This window comes from Novosphingobium sp. CCH12-A3, assembly GCF_001556015.1.
Lineage (GTDB): Bacteria > Pseudomonadota > Alphaproteobacteria > Sphingomonadales > Sphingomonadaceae > Novosphingobium > Novosphingobium subterraneum.
Genome location: NZ_LSIA01000138.1, coordinates 77487 through 98539, shown reverse-complemented (window position 1 = coordinate 98539; position 21053 = coordinate 77487). Strand labels below are relative to the sequence as shown.

Below are 21053 nucleotides of genomic sequence, written 5' to 3'. Positions count from 1 at the left end.
TCGCCGCGCTGTGGGGAGACGGCACCACTTCGTCGAGCGACGGACAGCAATTTCACGCTGGCGGTCGTGGGGCCGCGATCGGCGACATCAACGCACGCAGCGGCAACGAACCGGGCGTCGCCTTCTACACCCATGTCTCGGATCGATATGATCCCTTCGCGAGCAGGGTGATCGCGGCGACTGCCGGCGAAGCGCCTTATGTGCTGGATGGCTTGCTGTATCATCAGACCGGCCTGACGATTGAGGAGCACTACACCGATACAGGCGGGGCATCGGACCATGTGTTCGGCCTCATGCCTTTCTTCGGCTACCGCTTCGCGCCGCGCCTCCGCGATATCAGGGAGCGTCGCTTGCACCTCCTGCCTGGCCAGGAATCTGGCCAGCTGCTCACTGGCATGACGGCCGAGCCGATCGCATTGGGTCATGTCGCCGCGCATTGGGACGAACTGCTGCGGTTCGCCACATCGATCCGCACCGGCACCGTCACCGCTTCGGCGATGCTCCGCCGGCTGTCCGCCTATCCCCGACAAAATGGACTGGCCCTCGCGTTGCGCGAGCTTGGCCGCCTCGAACGCTCGATCTTCATGCTCGACTGGCTGCGCGACATTGACCTGCGCCGGCGCACCCAGGCGGGCCTCAATAAGGGTGAAGCCCGCAATGCGCTCGCCCGCGCGCTCTTCTTCAACCAACTCGGCGAGCTGCGTGATCGGCGCTTCGAGAACCAGACTTATCGGGCATCGGGCCTCAATCTGCTCGTCGCCGCCATCATCCTGTGGAACACCCGCTATCTCGAAATGGCGTTGGCTGACATCGGTACGCCCGACGAGATCGCACGCCACATCGCACCGTTGGGCTGGGAGCACATCTCGCTGACAGGGGACTATAGCTGGAATGTCGAAGATCGCCCAGATCCGGATGCCTTGCGGCCGCTGCGCGCCGTCAGCTCCTTGCTCGCCGCGTGACGTTCGCTATCCGTTCGCCCTTACCGTGCAGTTGCGTCACTTTCGTGTAGTCACCCCTTGCCGGAAATCAGCGTCAGCGCACGCCGGAGTTCGGCGTAGTCCTCGGGTTTGACGTCCTGATTTTTCAGAACAGGCCGGTTTTCCGCATTAGTCATATTTATCATACTAACCTGTCAAAACTGATCCTACTTGTTGCGATTCATGCTGTCCGATATTTTCTACGAATGGAAGCCGGAACAAATGGTCACCCGCAGCGGAGTACAATGCTGCGCTCGTGCCTGTCGCCTGTCCGGTTTCGCGAACGGAGAGCGATGCCATGAATTTCCAGCTGCCCGATCCAGTGATTCCTGCACACGTTCCTGCAGACCTTGTCCGCCCCTTCCCCTATATGTTCGGAGTGAGCACGCAGGCCGATCCGTTCGGTGACTGGGCGCCGAAGGTGCACGAGGGTCCGGCAATCTTTTACGCGCCGCACGCCTATCCGGGCTTCACGCCGGCCTGGATCGTTCGGCGCATGGAGGATCTGCGCAAGGTCTACATGGATACCGCGACTTTCTCGAGCAAGGACTTCACCCCTTACTCCAAAATGATTGGCGACACCTGGACCAACCTACCCGTGGAGTTCGATCCGCCGCAGCATGGCAAGTACCGCGCCTTCATCAATCCGCTATTCACGCCGGCGGCAATGGCCAAACTCGAAAATCGCATTCGCGGTTATGCGGCCGATTATATCGAAGCATTCCGGGTACGTGGAACATGTGAGTTCATGTCCGAGTTCGCGTTCGAATTCCCGATCAAGGTTTTCCTTGAACTGATGGATTTCCCGCTCAGCAACACCGCGCAGTTCCTCGAATGGGAAATGGGCCTGCTGCACGAAAAAGATATGGCCAAGATGGCCAGCGCGGCGCGAAACGTCGTGGCTTTCCTGCGCGAGCAGATCGAGAAGCGGCGGAGGAATCCCGGCACAGACATCATCAGCTATGCACTGGGCGTCGAGGTCGAAGGGCAGAAACTCAACGAAGACGAGCTGGTGGGCTTTGCCTTCAACCTGTTCATTGGCGGGCTTGATACCGTTTCGACCAACATGGGCCACCAGTTCCTTCATCTGGCGCGCAATCCAGCCGATCAGCAGTACCTCAAGGAAAACCCGCAACGCATTCCACACGCCATCGACGAAATGATGCGCGCTTATGCCGCAGTTACCACTTTCCGCACCTGCACCCGGGAAACCGAATTCGGCGGGGTGAAGATGATGCCGGGGGACAAGGTTGCCATGTCGACAACGCTGGCGTGCCGTGATCCCGAGGAATTTGCCGACCCTGCAGCCGTCCGCTTCGATCGCAACCCGCGCCATGTCTCATTCGGGTTCGGTCCGCACACCTGCGTAGGCATGCATCTGGCACGCCGCGAGATGCGCATTGCCATCGAGGAGTTCCTGCAGCGGCTTCCGCAATTCAGGCTGGAAGCCGGGCACACTGTCGAATACCATCTCGGCATGATCCAACCGGTCACGCTGCCGCTGGTCTGGAGTTAGAATCATGCCGCACTTTGCCTATGTCGTGCACAGCAATCCTGTTCCGGGCCGCGAGGACGAATACAACGAATGGTACAGCAACCGCCATCTGGCTGATGTCGTGTCGGTGCCGGGTTTCGTATCGGCGCAGCGCTTTTGCCTGACCGACAGCACGGTCGAAGGCGCGCCGCCGCAGAAGTACATGGCGATCTATACCATGAACACCGATGAACCTGAAAAGACGCTGGAACAGCTTACCGCATTGGTCGAAACCGGCCAGATGCACATGAGCGAGGCTTTCTCGATGGAAGGCATGGCGACCCACCTTTATCAAGCGATCACGCCCGTGGTTGCTGCTCCGGCAAAGGGTAACTGACATGTCTGCAGGCGAGTTCGAAGGCAAAGTGGTTCTGGTCACCGGCGCTGCGTCGGGGCTTGGCCGAGCATCCAGCCTGCGCTTTGCCGCAGAGGGCGCCAAAGTGTGCCTGGCCGATCTCAACGCTGAGGGCCTTGCCGAAACGGCGCGCCGTATTGCCGAAGCGGGTGGCAAGAGCACGGTTTTTGCCGCAGACCTTGGTGATCCTGCCAACTGCGCCCGCGCGGTCGCCACAACGGTCGAGACATTCGGCCAGCTTGATGTGCTCTGCAACATCGCAGGCATTTTGCGCTTTCATGCGCTGGAGAACGTGACGACGCAGGACTGGACCAAACTCTTCGCGGCCAATGTGAATGCGCCGTTCTTTCTGATGCAGGCGGCGATGCCGCATCTGATCGCGACGAAGGGTAATGTCGTCAACGTGGTATCGACCGCGGCTTTCCTCGGCCAGGCTTACACCGCACCCTATTGCGCCACCAAGGCTGCGCTGCTCAGCCTGACCAAGTCACTCGCGATGGAAATGATGCATTCGCCGGTGCGGATCAACGCGCTGTCGCCCGGAGGGATGCTGACCGAAATGACCACGACGCTGGAGTTTCCGCAGGATGTCGATCAGAGCCTGATCGCGCGCTACATCGGCCTGCGCCCACCGGCGCAGCCCGATGACATCGTCGAGCCGCTGATGTTCCTCGCATCAGATCGCGCGCGGTCGGTGCATGGCGCATGCTACGCCGCCGACAGCGGTATTACCGCCGGTTGATTCCGTCCGTAGGAGGACATTCGCTGCTGCGCCCTTCCGCAGCGTGAATCGACGCGCCATCAACCCGCTTCCCCCAAGGCCAATCTGCTCCGATGGCGCTGCAAACGTGCGTCACCAATAGGCAAAACTCGCAAGTTGCACATTTACAACGCTTTTCCTGAAACTGCAGTCATGTCCTAACAATTGGATGAGACCCTGCCTTTGGATAGGAAAGCGCGCACGCGGCATTTTTGTAGCGCCCGCGAGAGCCAGAGGCGATCGCAAGACCGCGCTGAGATTCAAGGTTCCGCGCCAGATCAGGCTGCGGGTTTTGGGAGTATTTTAGATGAGTGCCAGATTTACGCAGCTCCTTTGCGGAGCGGCGGTGCCCGCGCTGCTTTTGGCTGCTGGAACCGCCCACGCTGCCACAAACGTTGCCCCGCAGCAGGTTGCGGAAACGGATGTCGCTACTCAGGCCGAAGCAGTGCCGTCGGATGGAGACATCGTCGTCACTGCACGCCGCCGTGATGAACGTCTGCAGGACGTGCCGGTGTCTGTCGTGGCGTTCTCACCCGCCTCGCTGGAACGCAGCACTGTGCTGACGATCGCGGACATCCGCACGATCTCGCCGGGCCTGACGTTTTCGTCCGAAGGCGGAAAGGACAATGCCGCTGTCACGCTTCGCGGTATCGGGCAGATCCCGACCGGCGAAGTGACTCCGGGCGTCGTTACCTATTTCGCCAACGTGCCGATGGCGTCGCTAGGCTCTAACGTACCTACCTATGACATCGGCAGCATTCAGGTGCTCAAGGGGCCGCAGGGCACTCTGTTCGGGCGCAACACGCTTGGCGGTGCCGTGCTGATCACCCCGCAGGGTCCGCGCCAGGACTTTGGCGGTTACGTGCAGGGCACCTATGGCAACTTCGACTACCGCGAAGTGCAGGGCGCGCTGAATGTTCCGCTGATCCCGGATGTCCTGGCAGTCCGCGTGGCCGGCCAGATCCGTCGGTCCGATCCACTGATCTATTCGATCAACGGAGGTAGCGGCTTCAACAACATCCATCAGGACAGCGCGCGCGCCTCGATCCTGTTTACCCCGAACGACTGGTTGAAGAACACGACGGTGGTCGATTACTTCAAGGCTCGTGAGTATGCATCGGGCTATCACCTGCTGCGCCAGAACTTCAGCTTCACGAACCTTTTTGCCCCTGCGCTCGGTCCGGTAGCGGGCGGCATCGTCGGCGGTTCGCTGGACGCGCAGGCGCAAGGATATCTTGCACAGCAGCGGCAGAACTTCTTCGGTTCCTTCACCGACAGTTCCGGATCGGGCCGCGCCAATCGCCGTGCCTTTGGCATATCGAACGACACATCGGCCTCGTTCGGTGATTTCACGCTGCGCAACATCTTCGGCTACCGCAAGAACCGCAGCGATCAGCTGATCAATACCGCTGCTCTGGGGCCGACGACCTTGCCGGGTGCGCTGTTCGGCAGTCCGGTGGACGTGCCGTTCACGGTGTTCCACGCCTCAGCCCTGGTCCAGCGCCAATACTTCACCGATGAAGTCCAGTTCCTCGGCAACTTTGACAAGTTCAACTTCATCGTCGGGGGTTTCTATAGCCATGACACGCCCGATGGCCCATCGGGTTCGACCTTCGAAGCCTTCGTCACGCCTGCCAGCCCCGCTTCGGTGGTGACCGCCAACGTTCGCAACACCAACTATGCCGTGTTCGGACAGGTTACTTACAAGCTGACCGATGCGGTCACCGTCAACGCTGGCGCACGCTACAGCTGGGATCGCGTCTCGGCGTGTGGCGGCGCTATCGGAACAAGCTATGTCTCGGACGATGCATGCCGCGCCGTGGCAGGACTTGGCCTGGCCGATGGTGTGGGCGTTGTAACCAACAAGGGGTCCGACCCCAGCTGGACCTTCGGCATCGACTGGAAGGCCACGCCTGATCTGCTCCTCTATGCTGTTACCCGTCGTGGCTATCGCGGGGTGAACATCAACACGCCGCTGTTCGAAACGCAGTTCACCACCGGTGGCACCGATCCGGCGTGCGGCTTTGGCACGGGACAGTGCGTTGACTTGCGTCCCTTCCAGAAAACCGGCGAGGAACGACTGACCGATATCGAGATCGGTGAGAAGCTGAACTTCAACGTCTCCGGCGCAACTGGGCGGCTCAACACGGCAGTGTACTATAGCAAGTACAAGAACGCGCTGCAGTTCCTCAACGCGCAGGCGATCGTACCGTCGAGCGCGCCGGACAATCCGACCAATGCCTCGTTCGGGGTCAATGCTGCCGATCTTTCCATCTTCGGCGTCGAACTGGACGCTGCGGTCAGCCCATCGCGCAATTTCACGGTGACTTTCAACGGGGCCTATACCCATATCAAGGTCGACAAGGTTACGCTGCCACCCGTAGCCGGAATCGCATTCACGGCAGATGATGTGAACCGCTATTCTCCGTCGTTCTCCGGGACCGTCGGAGTAAGCTGGACACTGCCGTTCCGTCCGGCGGATGGCGATCTTGTGTTGAACGGAGATGTGTTCATGACCAGCGACTATGGCGGTCAGTATGGTGAACAGCTTCCCGGCTACAAGCTGGTCAACGCGCGTCTGGACTGGAAGGACATCGCCGACAGCGGTTTTGATGTCGGTGTGTTCGCTCGCAATCTGACCAACGAGCGTTACTTTGCTGCACCGAACGTCCTGCTCAAGAGCTTCCCGGTCAATTCGGTGGCTGTTGGCGACCCGCGCACGTATGGCGTGGTGGCTCGACTGAGCTTCTGATCGACCGATAAATAGCAAAGTGAAAGAGGCCGAAACCGGTTCGAACCGGTTTCGGCCTCTTTTTCATTGCTGCAAGGGCTGTTCAGGGGATCAAGCATTCCTGAGCGCCAGCACCAAATCAGGTTCGCCCTCGATCAGCCCACGAATCTGCGTGAGCCGTCATTCGGCGGCGATTTCCTGCGCGTACGGTGCCAGTCGGACGGGGATCGCCGTCATTCGCGGCATGGCATTGATCGGGTCCAGATCGCGGTCGGTGCTGATCAGCAGGCCCGTGTTGGCACCATCCCTTTCATAATCAGTCTCGTCCGGCAACGCGCCCCATCCGTGACTCATCGAGACAACGCCACGCTTCAGATCGGGCTCTGCGGCAACAATGGCGGGAATGCTGCCAGCATCGGACGTGATTTCAATCTTGCCGCCCGCCGCGATGCCAAGTTCGGCAATATCGTCGGGGTGCATGTAGGCATAGTTGTAGGGCATGCGCTTGCGCACCGCCGGAACATTGCGATGCGTGCTGTTCTGCACCTCGCGCAGCCTTCGCGATGTAAGCTTGTGCGTGAACGTCTGTCCCTGGCTGGTCCAGGCACCGGGAAGGGGCTGTTCCTGATGGACTTGCGCCAGTTCAGCCACAACGTCAGCCGGGGCGACCGTGAAGCGTGCATTGCACTCCGGGTCTGCCGGTTCGACGAACTGCGCTTCCTCGTCGAAGATGTGGCCTAGCTCATAGCCCTTCAGCGTGTCGAACGGCACTGGCGCATGTCGCGCCACGATTGCAAGCAAGCTGTCCGTATCAGGCGTCACTGCCATGTCCAGCGCGACGCCATCGAACTCGAGCGACAGCCCAAGTCGTTGCGCCAGCCCCCAATAGATCTGCCAGTCCTCGGCAAGTTCGGCTCCCGCCGGGGGCTCTGCCACCGGCGGGGTATAGCGAGCATAAGGCCGCGTATAGAGGCTCTCGTACAGATACATCGTCAGGTCGGCGCGCTCATACCCCATGCGGGTGGGCAGGATGTAGTCGGCCAACTGCGAGGTTTCGTTCATAAAGGGATCTATGTTGACCAGCAGTTCGAGCGAATTGAGCGCGCGCACTATCTTGCGCTGGTCGGGCATGATGTTGGCGAGGTTTGACCCATGCGCGATCAGTGCCCGGATCTGGCCTTCACCCGGGGCAAGAATCTCGTCGGCCAGAATGCCGCTCATCATCTCGCCCCAGATCGTGCCATAGTTGCCGATACGGCTCTTGAAGCCCTGCTCCCAGGATCGACCTATCTGCATCACCTGTGCCCGGCGGACCTGCCGGGCGCGCAAGACTCCTGGATTGACGACGCGCTCTCCGGCGCGCTGGAACCTGCCGCAGACGACATTGATCGCCTCTACCAGATGATCGGCAAGGTTGGAGTGCGGACCCATGCACACTCCGGTGCCGGACAGCGCGCCACCCCGCTGCGAATCGCGTGCGAACAGGGCGGTGGCACGGTGCAGGTCTTCAGCGTCGATGCCGGCACGGCGCGCCACATAATCCGGCGAGAATGGTGCGACCGCGGCTTTCAGTGCATCAAGATCTGCAACGTGCGCCGCGCAGAACTCGGCGTCATGCCAGCCTTCAGTGAAAATGATGTGGAGCATCCCGGCGGCTATCGTGGTGTCTTCGCCCGGGTATGGCTGAAGAAAGATGTCGGCATATCTGGCAGTTTCCGTACGGCGCGGATCGATCACGATCAGCTTCATGCCGCGCGCCCTCGCTCGCTTCATCGCCTTGGTCGGGTTCGACAAATCGAAATCGGTGGCGGTGAGCGCGACCAGCGGGTTGGTGCCGAACATCATCCGCACGTCGCTGTCGTGCAGCGGATGCCGTGGCGCGGCCCACATGCCGATACGTCCGGCTGCGATCATGTGTGCAGACTGGTCGATGGTGAGTGTGGTGAAATTCTTGTGCGACCCAAGCGCTGCCAGAAAGGCCGGGGCCATCGCTTGGGCTGAAGCATTCAGCATTGCCCCGCCGCCGCGAAACACGCCCACTGCATCTGCACCATCGCGCGCCGCGATCGCGCGCATTTTGTCGGCGATTTCGTCGAGCGCCTGCTCCAGTGGAATACGTGCGAAACTGCCATCGGGTTGCCGTTTGAGCGGGTGGAGCACTCGGTTGGGGGCGTAGTAAGTCCCCGCAGCCTCCACGCCTTTGAGGCAACTGTAGCCTTGATTCATGGGATCATCGTGGTCACCACGCACGCCGACAATGTGGTTCTCATCGTCGAGCGTGACCTTGGTGCCACAAAACACCATGCAGAACCGACAAAACGATCTTACCTCGCGCATCGCTCTCTCCCGATGTCGGACTGGCAACGCTACGGTCACCTGGCCTGTCCTTTCAGAGGTCGCGCTTGGCCTGTGTCCGTGTCCCCTGCCGGAAGATAGCCAAGGTTGTAGCCACCAAAACGAAAGAGGCCGAAACCGACTTGTCCGGTTCCGACCTCTTATGATGAAACAAAGCGCAGTTCAGACGTTCAAACGTCCCAAAGCACCGGTACCGCATCTGGCCCGCGCAAGTTCAGGCCGCGGATCTGCGGATGCGGATGGGCCGGATCGAAGCGCAGGTTGGGCAGGTCCAGCAGAGCATCAAGAGCCACTTCCATTTCCGCGAGGGCCATGTGCATGCCCATGCACATGTGAGGTCCGAAACCGAAACTGAGCAACGGGCGCATCGGACGCTTCAGCCACAGCCGGTCGGGGTCTTCGTAAACTTCAGGATCGCGATTGGCCGAAGCGATCGACAGTAGGACGGCCGTGCCCTTGGCGACTGCGATGCCGCCCACTTCCATGTCCTTGGCGGCAACCCGCGCCACCGCGCCTGCGGTAGGATCGCGGCGCATGGTCTCAAGCACGGCCTTTGGCACCAGAGTGCGATCCGCACGGACTTCTTCCATCACATCGGGATTTTCGAGCAGTTGCACCATCATGTTGGCAATGCTGCGCGTCGTCGTTTCTCCTGCGGCGAGCAGAAGCATACGGACGAAAGCCGCAATCTGCTCGTCGCTGAATGGCTGGCCGTTATCATCGACTTGCATCATGTGGCCAAGAATGTCGGCTTTCATTTCGCCACGCTGCCGATAGGCTTGGACAATCGGCAGCAGCGTATCGTACATTGCCTGGCCGGCGACCATCGATTGCGGAATGGTGATTGCTGCAAGTTCGGGATCGGTCTGCGGAGCGGCAACGACCTGAATCGCCCAACTGGCCAGGTTCTGCAGCAGTTCGGTATCGTGCGGGAAGCCGAAGTACTCGTATATCGCGCGGATCGGATAGGGCAGCGCCAGATCGCGCAGCAAATCTGCCTTTCCGCGCGGACGCAATTCGGCGATGAACTCCTGCATCAGCACCGGCCTGATCAGTGTATCCATCAGTTTGCGCGTTTCCGAGCGCATGAATGGGCGCTGGAGCAGGGCGCGAAAGTGATCGTGCTCCTTACCGTCCATCGCGGTGAGCAACATGTTGTCAACCGCCGCGCCGAACCCATCGCCAACGATATAGCTTTGCCAGTTTTGCGGATCCATCAGGACCGAATGGATGTCCTTGTAGCGCAGCAGCGTCACCGTCGGCCGACCTGTCATCATATAATCGGCCATGCTCGGTACGCTGTGCTGCTTGAGCAGATCGCCATGCATCACCGGGCAACGGGCGCGCTGTTCCTCGAACATCGGATAGGGATTGGCCGGTGCCTTCCCCGAATAGCCATTGGTGACGAGCGAGTAGTCGGCAACCATGCGGTCGAGTGGGTCGGCAGTGATCGGGTCCATGATGAAATCGGCTCCTGAATGCGTCGTATGCAAGCGAATTTGCGGCGAGAGTAGGGCTTTGACCGCAAGCCTGCCCCCTATCTGACGAAAGGGACCGGACAGGGGGTATCGGTCAGAGGAAGATCGCGAAATTCGGCATGCCAAGCACGACCTGATCGATCATGATCGACCTGCGCGCGATCTTGAAGCCGTCTGCGGTCATGCGCAAACGGTCGTTGCGTTCGGCAGAAAGCTGTTTGTAGTCCTTCGCCTCGGCCCGGTTGCGTGTCAGCAGCAGGTAGCTCGAAACCTCGTATTCATCGGGAATATCGGTTTCCCAGACTGAAACATTGGTGATGAACCTTCGCACGCGTGAGGCCGGGTCTTCCGACCAGGCGTTGTTGGTCGTGGTCAGTCGGGTGATGCGCATCTGGATAGAATTGTAGTCATCATCGAAATGACCCATCGTGCCGAACTCCTGGTCCCATTGCTGGACACGGCGGGTGATGCGGACGGGTGCCTTGTATTCAAGGTCTTCGGCCAGAAGATTGGCCCATTCCGCCAGCTCGCGGTGATCGAGCAGGCGGGCCTCACGGATCAGGAAGCCCATCACGGCGTTGTGAACGGGCGAACCATAGGCCACTTCATCGCGGCGCTGGTCCTTGCGGGTATAGGTGATGGATGCGGTTGTAACGGCGGACATGGCAGAAATCCTTTCGCTATGGGGAAGCGTCAAATCATGGCCGTCAGGCGGCGGTCATCAGGCGGTAATAGGCCAGCCACCACTCCCACTGGGCGTCATCCTTGCCGAAACCTTCATAGACCTTGGCCTTGTCAGGCCAGTCGGCAGGGCGGTTCTCCCCGAGTATCGCCTGATACTTTAGCGTTTCGGTCCGACCGATCACGCCGCGAGCGGATTCGGTCATGTGCGGCCAGGTATCGCTGTCGTCCTGCTCGATAATGCCCGAAGTGCCGGTCCCTTGCGTAGCGGCGGCGCGCATCATCGTCTTGATGTGCTCGGGCGTGCCCTTTTCGGCAAAGTAGTAGGTCGTCCATTCGAACTGGTGGGGGCCGCGCGGCATGATCGAATGCAGCACCAGCGCCGAGCCGAGCGTTCCGTCACGCAATGGGCTGTAGATGAACAGGATGTTGGCGTTGGGGAACATGCCGCCCACCACCGGCGGGGCCTTGGCCAGCACATGGAGCTGCTCGGCGCTCATCTTGCGGCGCAGTTCGGGCAGGAGTTCGGGTGTGATCCCCGGCGGTGGGAAGGCTTCGAGGCGCTCGTCAGGCGTGAGATCACCCTTGCCATGAGCCAACGACCAACTGGTGTCTGCGGGAATACAGCGCAGCGAATGGCCGTTGCCCGAAAGATTTATGCCGTACATCGCGGGCGCGCTTTCGTGCGCGGTATCGTGCTCGCCGCCCATTGCACCGATATCAATGACCGACCCGTGCAGTGTCAGGGTGTGGAACCCGTCGCAGGCGGACTGTTCACCGGCGGTCTTCCAGTTGGCATCGATGGTCAACCGCTGCGGTGGGCCAAGCACTTCAAGCCCGCCGTCTGTGCGGTCGAACAGCATGTCGTAGTAGAACTTCATGTCGCCCAGCCACTCATCAAGGCTTGGGCCTTCAATGTTCCATGTGGCGAAGACGAGGCCGCCGTAAAGCTGGACCCGCGCTTTCTTGAGACCAAGCTGTGCCTTGGTCTTGATGTTGCCGTGCATCTGCTCACGCTCGATCGGCGCGCCGATGAAGCTGCCGTCGGGCCGGAAGGCCCAGCCGTGATAGATGCACTTGTGCACGCGGGCATTGCCCGAATCCGACAGGCACACGTGCATCGCGCGGTGTGGGCAGACATTAAGCGAAACGTGGACCTGGCCATCGGCGGCGCGCGCCACGATTACCTGATCTTCGCCCATCAGGCGGACGACATAGTCGCCGACATTGGGAATCTCGGTCTCGTGGCCGAGCAGCAGCCACGCCTTGGCGAAGATGCGTTCGAGCTCGATTTCGTAGATTTCCTGATCGTGCAGCAGCGCCACCGAAACCTCGCGGTTTTCGAGGTCGATCATCTGTGACAACGCTTCGTTGACGATGTCCTTGGACGGAATCATGCGCATTGCGGGCGTCCTCTTCTGGCTTGTCCGGGGTTTTGAAAGAATGGTCAGATGAAATCGGCAGGCGAGATGTTCGGCTCGACGCCCAGCAGGGACTTCCCGAAAATCTCGTATCCGACGTAAGGCAGGTTCGCGACGTGCCGCATGGCGAATGAGGCATCGCGGTAGTAGCGCTGGATCGGGTTGGCATCGGCGTAAGCGCTCGATCCTGCCAGGAACATAAGCTGCTCGATCGCCTCGTTCAGCAGTTCGACGGCAAGCGAGCCTTCGCCCTTGCTCTGCGCGCGTTCCTGCGGCGTGAGGCGGCGGCGTTCCAGTCCGGCCTGGTCGATGAGGTCGCATGTCTTGAGCGTCAGCGCTTCGGCAGCGGCAATCCGTGCGGCGGCCTTGCCCAGTTCTGCCTGTACCGTCACGCAGTCTGCCTGCTTGCCGTATGAGGTGTAGATGATCGGACGCTTGTTCGCGGCGTCGCGCACCCGTTCGAGAATGGCAGTGGCGGCACCCGCTACGACGGCGTGAGCGGTGGCCCGCAGGAAGGGCATGAACGGCCAGTAGTCCGATGGCTCGCCAACATGGCGCTTGCCCGGCTCGTGCCCGCCGATGCCGATTTTCGCCACGTGGAAGAACTGGTCACGCGGGATGAACGCATCCTGCGCCACGATGGTGTTTGAGCCGGTGCCCTTCATGCCCATCATGTGCCACGTGGTATCGATCGTGTACTGCTCGCGGCGCAGGTAGGCAAAGCCACCATGGTCCAGCGTGCCATCGCTCTTGCGGATGGCTACGCCCAGCTGTGCCCAGCTGGCATGGGCGGACCCGGAGGCATAGGGCCAGCGGCCGTTGACGATGTAGCCGCCCTCGACTTCGTCGAGTGTGCCCGGAGGATTGGCGATGCCGCAGATCACCGGATGGTCTGACGATGCACCGAAGATCGCTTCCTGCAACGCATCCGGGCCAAGGCTGGCAACCCATGTCGTGCCGTGGAGTACCGTATAGACCCAACCGACGGAGGGATCGCCCTTGGCCAGTTCGAACCCGACCAGAGCCATTGCTCTGGCGCTTGTTCCCAGCCCACCCCACCGACGCGGAGCAGCCATCGCCCAGAAACCGGCGTCCGTCAGCGCGCCGAAAACTTCCGGATCAAGCACGCCGTTCTCGTCGCCATATCCGGCGGACGCCAGCAGCATGGGCTGTAGCGCGCGTGCCTTGGCGATGAGTTCGCGCTCGGCAGTGCGATTGTAGGCGGGTAACGGATCGTGGGTGTCCAGAGCGGCGTATGCTTTGACATCACTCGGTTCTTTGGGGAGGGTTGCCATCCGTGTGCTCTCCGTCGCTTCCTGATACGAACAGGACATTTTCTGTATATTCTGTTCAATATGGGAGAGTCGGCGAATGCGTAATTGATCCAGATCAAACTTTGGCAAATTTGCGGGATGGATGGATGGCGATGGGGCACCTCCAATGTTTTGCGCCACGACCTATCTTTGGATGGGTCAGGCGCGTCTTCCCATTGTCCAAGCAATACAGTGATGGCAGGTTCGTTCGGCGGGCGCGTGCTGGATCGCGGGAGAGATAAGCATGTTTCAACAGGCGGTAGGCGAGGCTGTATCTGCCTCGGGCGCTGGCACGGCTGATCGCCACCTTGAAAGCGGACGGGCGCGCGGATGATGGCTATCTGGCAGGATCGCGGGGTTTCCGCTGACGAAATCTTGACTAAGCTTGAGGCGATGCCGCTTTCCGCCTTGCTTGAAAAAGCGCAGGCTCTGACGCTTGAGGGCCACGGCGCAATTGTCACTTACTCGCGCAAGGTGTTCATTCCGCTTACCAAACTGTGCCGCGATGTGTGCCATTACTGCACCTTCGCCCACACCCCGGCGCAAGTTGCCGAGGCTTATCTCGATCGCGACGCGGTGCTAGCCGTCGCCCGGGCCGGTGCTGCCCTTGGGTGTCGTGAAGCGCTGTTCACATTGGGTGACCGGCCCGAAGCCCGATATTCAGCAGCGCGTGATGCTTTGGCCAAACTTGGCCATGAAACCACGCTGTCTTACTTGGCCGAAGTCGCCGAGCTGGTCTTCAAAGAGACGGGCCTGCTGCCGCATCTCAACCCCGGTCTCATGGAAGCGACTGATTACGCGGCGCTGCGTCCCCATTCTGCATCGATGGGAATCATGCTGGAAACAGCGTCCGAGCGCCTGTGCGAAAAAGGGCAGCCACATCACGGTTCGCCCGACAAGGTACCTGCACGCCGTCTTGCATCGATTGCGGCTGCTGGCGAGGCGGGTGTCCCGTTTACCACCGGGCTGCTGATCGGCATTGGCGAAACGCGGCTCGAACGGATTGAGGCTCTGCTGGCGATACGCGAGCTGAATGATCGCTTTGGCCATATTCAGGAAGTTATCATCCAGAACTTCCGTGCCAAGCCGGGCACAAAGATGGCCGACCGCCCCGAGCCGACACTGGAAGACCATCAATGGACGATCGCCGCGGCCCGGCTGATCTTTGGTGCGGAAATGACTCTTCAGGCACCGCCCAACCTCCATGATCGAGCCGCCTTGGGGGATTTGATCCGTGCAGGGGTGAACGACTGGGGCGGTGTGTCGCCGCTTACGCCCGATCACGTCAATCCCGAGGCACCCTGGCCGCACCTCGAAGTGCTGGCAGACGCCACGGCGGATGCCGGCCGAGCCTTGCGCCAGCGTCTGGCGATCGGCCCACGCCATGCTCTGGATGCAAACAGGTGGTGCGATCCCCGCATCGCGCCCGCCGTGCTGCGGGTGGTGGATGGCCGTGGCCTGCCCAAAGACAGCGACTGGGCGGTGGGTCATGGTGATCCCGTTCCCGAACTGGCCCTCGCGCCGAAAACTGCTGAGATTTCCCGCATTCTCGAGCTTGCGCGCAATGGGGAGCGTTTGGAAGAACCGGCGATTGCCAGATTGTTCACAGCCGAGGGCGAGGACTTTGACGCGATTTGCGCGCAGGCCGATGCATTGCGCGCAAGAGTTGTCGGACCGACTGTAACCTACGCCATCAATCGCAACATCAATTACACCAATATCTGCCTTTATCGCTGCGGGTTCTGTGCGTTTTCCAAAGGCAGCACCAAGGCGATGCGCGGTCCCGCCTACCGGATAGACTATGCCGAAATCGCGCGCCGGGCGGCTGAAGCCGTCGAGCGGGGCGCTACCGAGGTCTGCCTGCAGGGGGGCATCCACCCGGACTACGATGGCAATACCTACCTCGACATTGTCGCTGCCGTCAAAGCGGCTGCGCCCAGCATCCATGTTCATGCGTTTTCGCCGCTTGAAGTGATGCACGGCGCGCAGACTCTTGGGCTTTCGCTCGAAGATTTCCTTACGCGGCTGAAGCAGGCCGGTCTTTCGACGCTGCCAGGTACCGCAGCCGAAATTCTGGATCCCGAGGTTCGTGCCATCCTGTGCCCTGACAAGGTCACCGCGGACGAATGGTTCGAAGTGATGCGGACGGCACACAGCGTGGGCTTGCGCACAACGGCGACGATCATGTTCGGCCATGTCGAGAAGTATCGCCACTGGGCACACCATCTGGCGCAAGTGCGCAGCCTGCAGGAGGAAACTGGCGGATTCACCGAATTCGTGCCGCTGCCCTTCGTCCATATGGAAGCGCCAATCTGGCGCAAGGGGCAGGCACGATCCGGGCCAAGCTATCGGGAGGCCGTGCTCATGCACGCAATCGCCCGCATCGTCTTGCATCCGGTACTGACCAACATTCAGGTATCGTGGGTCAAGCTTGGCCCCGATGCCGCCGCGGCAGTGCTGGAAGCGGGTGCCAATGACCTCGGCGGCACCCTTATGGATGAATCGATCACGCGTGCTGCTGGTGGGGTCAACGGGCAGGAATTCGGCCCGTCGGAAATGATCGCGCTTGCAGCAAGTGTCGGGCGGTCTGCCCGCCAGCGTACAACGCTTTATGAATTGGTGCCGGATCATCGTCCGGCAATGACGGAGTAAAATGATGGTTGATCTGAACCGTCCGCTTGCGGGCAAAGTTGCGATAATCACCGGCGGCGGTAGCGGCATTGGCCGGGCAACCGCAAAGATGTTCGCCGCGCGGGGCGCCAAAGTGGCGATCACCGGGCGGACGGAATCTAAACTTGCTGATGTGGTTGCGGAAATCGAAGCCTTGGGCAGCCAGGGCCTTGCCATCGGCATGGATGTGACCAGCGAGGATTCGATTGCGGCGGGCATTGCGCGCACAGTCGAAGTCTTTGGCAAGCTTGACGTCCTGCACAGCAACGCGGCGCAGACCGGTGCGATGTACGAAGATGGCGCGATTGCCGATATGACAGTCGAATTCTGGAACAAGGCCTTTGCCACCAACCTTACCGGTTCGATGCTCGCGGCAAAGCACGCCATTCCCCACATGCTCAAGCAGGGCGGCGGCTCGATCATCTTTACCGGATCGGGCAAAGGACTGGCAGGCGATCTCGATTATCCGGCCTATGGCACGACCAAGGCGGGCCTGCTTAACCTCTCGCGCTATGTCGCGACGCAATATGGCAAGCAGAACATCCGCGCCAACGTGATGGTCGTAGGTCTGGTGATGACCGAGGCGTTTGACGAAAACCTGCCGCCTGAGGCGCAGGCGCTGATGAAGGAGCACAATCTCGTGCCGTTCCTCGGCTCGCCCGATGACATTGCCGAAGTGGCGGCGTTTCTGGCGTCTGACCAATCGCGTTACATCACCGGCGCATCGATCGTTGTCGATGGCGGGTTTACCGCACATTCTGGTGTCTATGCTGACATGCAGCGGTTCATGGCGCAATCCGCAGGCGGTGAGGCATGAGCAACCAGGTCATCGGGATTATCGGTGGCACCGGCAACCTGGGCGCGGCGATTGCCTGGCGTCTGGCGCGCGCGGGCCGCAAGGTCCTGATCGGATCGCGCAAGGCCGAGGCGGCGCAGGAAAAGGCGGCTGCACTGGGGCATGGCCTTGTCGGCATGGCCAATGCCGAGGCGGCGGCACAGGCCGATCTGATCATCGTGACTGTCCCGTTTTCCGCACAGGAAGCGACCCTGGCCGACATCAAGCCGCACGTGGCGGGCAAGATCGTGGTCGACACGACAGTGCCGCTCATGCCGCCCAAGGTGATGCGTGTGCAACTGCCTGCCGAAGGTTCGGCAGCAGTGCGCGCGCAAGTCCTGCTGGGCGAAGGCGTGACAATGGTTTCGGGCTTCCACAATGTGGCTGCGCACAAGCTGGCGCAGGACATCGATGTAGGCTGCGACGTACTGGTTTTTGGTGATGACAAGGCAGCGCGCGGCGAAGTTGTGGCGCTTGCCGATGCAATGGGCCTGCGCGGGCTTCATGCAGGTGCGCTTTGCAATTCTGCCGCAGCCGAAGCCATGACCTCGATCCTGATTTTCGTGAACAAGGCCTATAAGGTTGACGGCGCAGGGGTTCGCATCACAGGGGAACTGATCGCTCCCACTGACTGAACGGGAGAATCGCAACCCTCGTAGGAATCCGTGTGACGTGTCTGCCATCGAGATCATTCCGCTTTCGGCCATTGGCGAAGTGCGGCCGGGTGAAGACCTGATCGCAACGCTGGATCAGGCGGTGACACTTGCGGGCACACAGCTTGGCCCGCGTGATGTCCTCGTCGTGACGCAGAAGATCGTGTCCAAGGCGGAGGGGCGCTGGATTGCCCTTGGGGACGTTACGCCGGGGCCAGAAGCGTTGCGTCTGGCCGACGTGACCCGCAAGGATGCGCGCCTGGTGGAACTGGTCCTGCGGGAATCGACCGACGTGGTGCGCGCTGTGCCCAATGTGCTGATCACAAGACACAAGCTGGGCCTGGTCATGGCCAACGCAGGCATCGACCGGTCGAATATCGGGTCGGGTGATGCAGAGCGTGCGCTGCTGCTGCCGACCGATCCGGACGCATCGGCGGCGCGGATCTGTGAAGCATTGGGCTGCCCGGTCGTTATTTCCGACAGTTTCGGCAGGCCTTGGCGCATGGGTGTAGTCGCGGTGGGCATCGGCGCGGCGGGGCTGCCGGCCATCGACGATCGGCGCGGGCTGCTGGACCGTGACGGGCGCAAGCTGGAAGTGACCCAGATTGCCGTGGCGGACCTGCTTGCGAGCGCCGCAGCGCTGGCGATGGGCGAGGGCGGTGAAGGCATTCCTGCCGTGATCGTGCGCGGCTATGGCGTGGCAGGCGCTGCGCGACCTGCGGCGGATCTTACGCGTCCTTTGGCTGAGGATCTGTTCCAGTGAAAGTTACCGTTCTGACCGGCGGTGTGGGCGGGGCCAAGCTGGTGTTGGGGTTGCTGCGCATATTGCCCGCAGCCGATGTGACCGCCATCGTCAACACCGGCGACGATTTTCGCCATCTGGGCCTGCACGTATCACCCGATATAGACACGCTGCTTTACACGCTGTCAGGCAAGGCCAATCGTCGGCAAGGCTGGGGGCGCGAGGATGAGACATGGAGCTTTCTGGAAACCCTGCGCGATCTTGGCGGGCCTGACTGGTTCCAGTTGGGCGACCGCGACGTGGCCTTGCACGTGCTGCGCACCGCGCGGCTTGCGGCGGGTGACGGGCTGGACAGGATCACTGCGGATATGGCGGACCGCTTTGGCATCGGCGCAACAATCCTGCCAATGGCCAACACGCGTGTGGCAACGCAGCTTGAGACAGATGAGGGTCTTCTCGAGTTTCAGGACTATTTCGTGGCGCGGCGCTGTGTTCCACGTGTCAGCCGTATCCTGTTCGATGGGGCGGACGACGCGCTTCCTGCGCCCGGCGTGCTGGAAGCCATTGCCGGGGCGGATGCGGTGGTGACAGCGCCATCAAACCCGTTCCTGAGTATCGATCCGCTGCTTGCCATACCGGGAATCCGCAGTGCCTTGGTGGCTACGCAAGCACCGGTCGTGGCGGTATCGCCGATCATCGGCGGCAAGGCGGTGAAGGGGCCGACCGCAAAGCTGATGGAGGAACTGGGCACCCCCCTCGCCAATGCGTCCATCGCCGCGCACTACGCCGATTTCATCGACGGGCTGGTGATCGATCAGGGCGATGATGCACCGGATGGCGTGGCCGTGGCCCGAACCGCCACATTGATGCACAACGATGTGGACAAGGTGCGCGTGGCGCAGGCCGCGCTGGACCTTGCCGCAAGCATTGCAGACCGATGAGCTGGACCGCCATCGTTCCGTTGAAGGCGGCGGCCGAGCGCAAGACCCGCCTCTCGGAAGCTTTGGATGGCGATGCAAAGGCCGCGCTGGCCGAAGGCATGGCGTACCATGTGATCGCCACGCTGGCGGACAGTTCAGCCATCGGTTCGATCCGGGTTCTGTCGCCCGTTTCGTTCGACATTCCGGGCACCACATGGGAGCCTGATCTTGGCAAGGGCCTGAACGCAGAACTGGACCGGGTTTGCGCTGCGCTGGCGGGCGAGCGGATGGTTATCGTCCACGCCGATCTGCCGCTGCTCTGTGCCGAAGATGTATCCGCGCTGCTCGGCGCAGCGGACGGGGTAGGGGCGGCGATTGCGACTGACCGGCATGGCGTTGGCACCAATGCCCTGGCCCTGCGCGAGGCGGCGTGTGTCGGTTTCGCTTTCGGGCCGGACAGTCTGGCGCACCACCTGGCACGCCTCCCTCATGCGGTAGTGCTGCAACGCAACGGTCTGGCGATAGATATTGATACGGCGGACGATATTGCCGCTGCACAAGGGGCCCTTCCTTTGGGAAGGTGGTGACGGCAGAGCGCCTGCGCATGATCCTTTCCGCAAGCAGCGCGTCTCTGACAAGGGACAGCGCGAACCGGCGAAGGACAGACGATGAAGCTCAACATGGGCGTTCCCAATTCGATGCACGTCAAGGCGATGGTGCAGCCTTGGGAATTTGCGCTTTCAGGTGCCGATGTTGGCGATCTGATTGCTGAAGGCGACGCGCTGGGCTTCAACAAGTGCATGCTCGGCGAACATTTCGTGATCCCGCCGGAGCACTACGACCTTTCAGGCTATCACTATTTCCACGTGGTCGTCGCCCTGGGCTATCTTGGCGGACGTACCAAGAATCTGCGGCTGTCCTCGTCTGTCTCGATCCTGCCGCTGCAAAGTCCGATCGTGCAGGCCAAGGCATGGTCCACGCTCGACTGGCTGACCGGCGGGCGCGCCGAAGCGCTTTTCGGTGTGGGCTGGCTCAAGGATGAGTTCGACATGCTCGGCGTGGATTTCCACAAGCGAGGGCGCATGGCGGACGAGTATCTGGCGGCGATGATCGAGCTGTGGACATCGGACAGCCCTTGCTTCGAAGGCGAGTTCGTCAATTTCAAGAACGCCGGGTTCGAACCGAAGCCTATCCAGAAGCCGCGCATTCCGATCTGGCTGGGCGGCGATGCCGAGCCGGTGTTGAAGCGCGTGGCCAAGTTCGGCGATGGCTGGTCGCCCTTCCGCACCCCGCCCGAGACGTTTCCGGCGTGCATCGACCTGATCAAGTCTCAGCCCGAGTATGACGGCAGGCCCATTGAGGTGTTCTTCGCGCTCGAAATGCTGAATGTTGGGGCGCATCATGAAGTGATGGACGATCCGCGAGCGACCGGAACGCGCGATGCGCAGAAGATCATCGATCAGATCGGCTGGTTGAAGGATCTCGGCATCACCGAGACCATCGTGCCACTGCCGCCGGGGATCACCGACAAGTCGGAATTTATCGAACGGCTGCGCTGGGTGGCAGAAGAGATCATGCCCAAAATCTGATTTCGCGCCCGATACGGACGGCCACGGCGGGGCAAC

Annotated in this window: 17 protein-coding genes; 12 read left to right on the top strand and 5 right to left on the bottom strand. The window is 61.2% G+C overall.

The features are described 5' to 3' along the window. From AX703_RS11395 to AX703_RS11375, 5 genes are all read left to right on the top strand, one after another. The coding region (locus AX703_RS11395) for a Tn3 family transposase (RefSeq protein WP_156452017.1) at nt 1-962 on the top strand (962 nt) is incomplete at its 5' end. 316 nt (nt 963-1278) lie between these two features. Continuing rightward, nucleotides 1279-2496, top strand: a complete 1218-nt coding sequence (locus AX703_RS11390; RefSeq protein ID WP_062344154.1) for a cytochrome P450 — start codon at nt 1279-1281, stop codon at nt 2494-2496. Nucleotides 2497-2500: 4 nt separating this feature from the next. Continuing rightward, a complete protein-coding gene (locus tag AX703_RS11385) occupies nt 2501-2851 on the top strand; it encodes a DUF4286 family protein (protein WP_062344152.1) in 351 nt (116 codons plus the stop codon). 1 nt (nt 2852) lies between these two features. Next, a complete protein-coding gene (locus tag AX703_RS11380) occupies nt 2853-3611 on the top strand; it encodes an SDR family NAD(P)-dependent oxidoreductase (protein WP_062344150.1) in 759 nt (252 codons plus the stop codon). Between the two features lie 325 nt (nt 3612-3936). Then, the gene (locus AX703_RS11375) at nt 3937-6381 is read left to right on the top strand and encodes a TonB-dependent receptor (RefSeq protein ID WP_062344148.1); all 2445 of its coding nucleotides are present in this window, start codon (nt 3937-3939) and stop codon (nt 6379-6381) included. Between the two features lie 159 nt (nt 6382-6540). Here AX703_RS11375 and AX703_RS11370 read toward each other — a convergent pair whose 3' ends face one another. From AX703_RS11370 to AX703_RS11350, 5 genes are all read right to left on the bottom strand, one after another. Then, nucleotides 6541-8697: a molybdopterin-dependent oxidoreductase gene (locus AX703_RS11370; RefSeq protein ID WP_062344146.1), complete on the bottom strand. Its 2157-nt coding sequence runs from the start codon at nt 8695-8697 to the stop codon at nt 6541-6543. Nucleotides 8698-8885: 188 nt separating this feature from the next. Next, nucleotides 8886-10175 (bottom strand): cytochrome P450, encoded by a 1290-nt coding sequence (locus AX703_RS11365; protein ID WP_062344144.1) that lies wholly within the window; start codon nt 10173-10175, stop codon nt 8886-8888. Between the two features lie 112 nt (nt 10176-10287). After that, nucleotides 10288-10857: a 3-phenylpropionate/cinnamic acid dioxygenase subunit beta gene (locus tag AX703_RS11360; protein WP_062344142.1), complete on the bottom strand. Its 570-nt coding sequence runs from the start codon at nt 10855-10857 to the stop codon at nt 10288-10290. 43 nt (nt 10858-10900) lie between these two features. Next, entirely contained in the window at nt 10901-12277 is a 1377-nt protein-coding gene (locus tag AX703_RS11355; protein WP_156452016.1) for a Rieske 2Fe-2S domain-containing protein, read from the bottom strand. A 44-nt stretch (nt 12278-12321) separates the two neighbouring features. Further along, complete coding sequence (locus tag AX703_RS11350) at nt 12322-13590, bottom strand: acyl-CoA dehydrogenase family protein (RefSeq protein WP_062344140.1); 1269 nt, start codon at nt 13588-13590, stop codon at nt 12322-12324. Between the two features lie 393 nt (nt 13591-13983). Here AX703_RS11350 and cofH point away from each other — a divergent pair, with 393 nt between their 5' ends. The 7 genes from cofH (at nt 13984) to AX703_RS11315 (ending at nt 21017) form a co-directional block, all read left to right on the top strand. After that, a complete protein-coding gene (cofH, locus tag AX703_RS11345) occupies nt 13984-16260 on the top strand; it encodes a 5-amino-6-(D-ribitylamino)uracil--L-tyrosine 4-hydroxyphenyl transferase CofH (RefSeq protein WP_369821011.1) in 2277 nt (758 codons plus the stop codon). Nucleotides 16261-16264: 4 nt separating this feature from the next. Next, on the top strand, nt 16265-17095 hold the full coding sequence (locus AX703_RS11340) for an SDR family NAD(P)-dependent oxidoreductase (RefSeq protein ID WP_062344181.1): 831 nt from the start codon (nt 16265-16267) through the stop codon (nt 17093-17095). Further along, complete coding sequence (gene npdG, locus AX703_RS11335; protein WP_062344136.1) at nt 17092-17748, top strand: NADPH-dependent F420 reductase; 657 nt, start codon at nt 17092-17094, stop codon at nt 17746-17748. The genes AX703_RS11340 and npdG overlap by 4 nt, the downstream gene beginning before the upstream one ends. Nucleotides 17749-17785: 37 nt before the next feature. Then, nucleotides 17786-18529 carry a coenzyme F420-0:L-glutamate ligase gene (cofE, locus tag AX703_RS11330; RefSeq protein WP_062344134.1) on the top strand — a complete coding sequence of 248 codons (744 nt, stop codon included), beginning with the start codon at nt 17786-17788 and terminating at the stop codon, nt 18527-18529. Further along, on the top strand, nt 18526-19449 hold the full coding sequence (gene cofD / locus AX703_RS11325; RefSeq protein ID WP_062344132.1) for a 2-phospho-L-lactate transferase: 924 nt from the start codon (nt 18526-18528) through the stop codon (nt 19447-19449). The genes cofE and cofD overlap by 4 nt, the downstream gene beginning before the upstream one ends. Continuing rightward, the gene (cofC, locus tag AX703_RS11320; protein WP_062344130.1) at nt 19446-20015 is read left to right on the top strand and encodes a 2-phospho-L-lactate guanylyltransferase; all 570 of its coding nucleotides are present in this window, start codon (nt 19446-19448) and stop codon (nt 20013-20015) included. The genes cofD and cofC overlap by 4 nt, the downstream gene beginning before the upstream one ends. 81 nt (nt 20016-20096) lie before the next feature. Next, nucleotides 20097-21017 (top strand): TIGR03619 family F420-dependent LLM class oxidoreductase, encoded by a 921-nt coding sequence (locus AX703_RS11315; RefSeq protein WP_062344128.1) that lies wholly within the window; start codon nt 20097-20099, stop codon nt 21015-21017. Nucleotides 21018-21053: the final 36 nt, after the last annotated feature.

Coding starts and splice junctions, on each gene's coding strand:
- AX703_RS11390 (WP_062344154.1), top strand. CDS start 1,279: ATGAATTTCCAGCTGCCCGATCCAGTGATTCCTGCACACGTTCCTGCA.
- AX703_RS11385 (WP_062344152.1), top strand. CDS start 2,501: ATGCCGCACTTTGCCTATGTCGTGCACAGCAATCCTGTTCCGGGCCGC.
- AX703_RS11380 (WP_062344150.1), top strand. CDS start 2,853: ATGTCTGCAGGCGAGTTCGAAGGCAAAGTGGTTCTGGTCACCGGCGCT.
- AX703_RS11375 (WP_062344148.1), top strand. CDS start 3,937: ATGAGTGCCAGATTTACGCAGCTCCTTTGCGGAGCGGCGGTGCCCGCG.
- AX703_RS11370 (WP_062344146.1), bottom strand. CDS start 8,697: ATGCGCGAGGTAAGATCGTTTTGTCGGTTCTGCATGGTGTTTTGTGGC.
- AX703_RS11365 (WP_062344144.1), bottom strand. CDS start 10,175: ATGGACCCGATCACTGCCGACCCACTCGACCGCATGGTTGCCGACTAC.
- AX703_RS11360 (WP_062344142.1), bottom strand. CDS start 10,857: ATGTCCGCCGTTACAACCGCATCCATCACCTATACCCGCAAGGACCAG.
- AX703_RS11355 (WP_156452016.1), bottom strand. CDS start 12,277: ATGCGCATGATTCCGTCCAAGGACATCGTCAACGAAGCGTTGTCACAG.
- AX703_RS11350 (WP_062344140.1), bottom strand. CDS start 13,590: ATGGCAACCCTCCCCAAAGAACCGAGTGATGTCAAAGCATACGCCGCT.
- AX703_RS11340 (WP_062344181.1), top strand. CDS start 16,265: ATGGTTGATCTGAACCGTCCGCTTGCGGGCAAAGTTGCGATAATCACC.
- npdG (WP_062344136.1), top strand. CDS start 17,092: ATGAGCAACCAGGTCATCGGGATTATCGGTGGCACCGGCAACCTGGGC.
- cofC (WP_062344130.1), top strand. CDS start 19,446: ATGAGCTGGACCGCCATCGTTCCGTTGAAGGCGGCGGCCGAGCGCAAG.
- AX703_RS11315 (WP_062344128.1), top strand. CDS start 20,097: ATGAAGCTCAACATGGGCGTTCCCAATTCGATGCACGTCAAGGCGATG.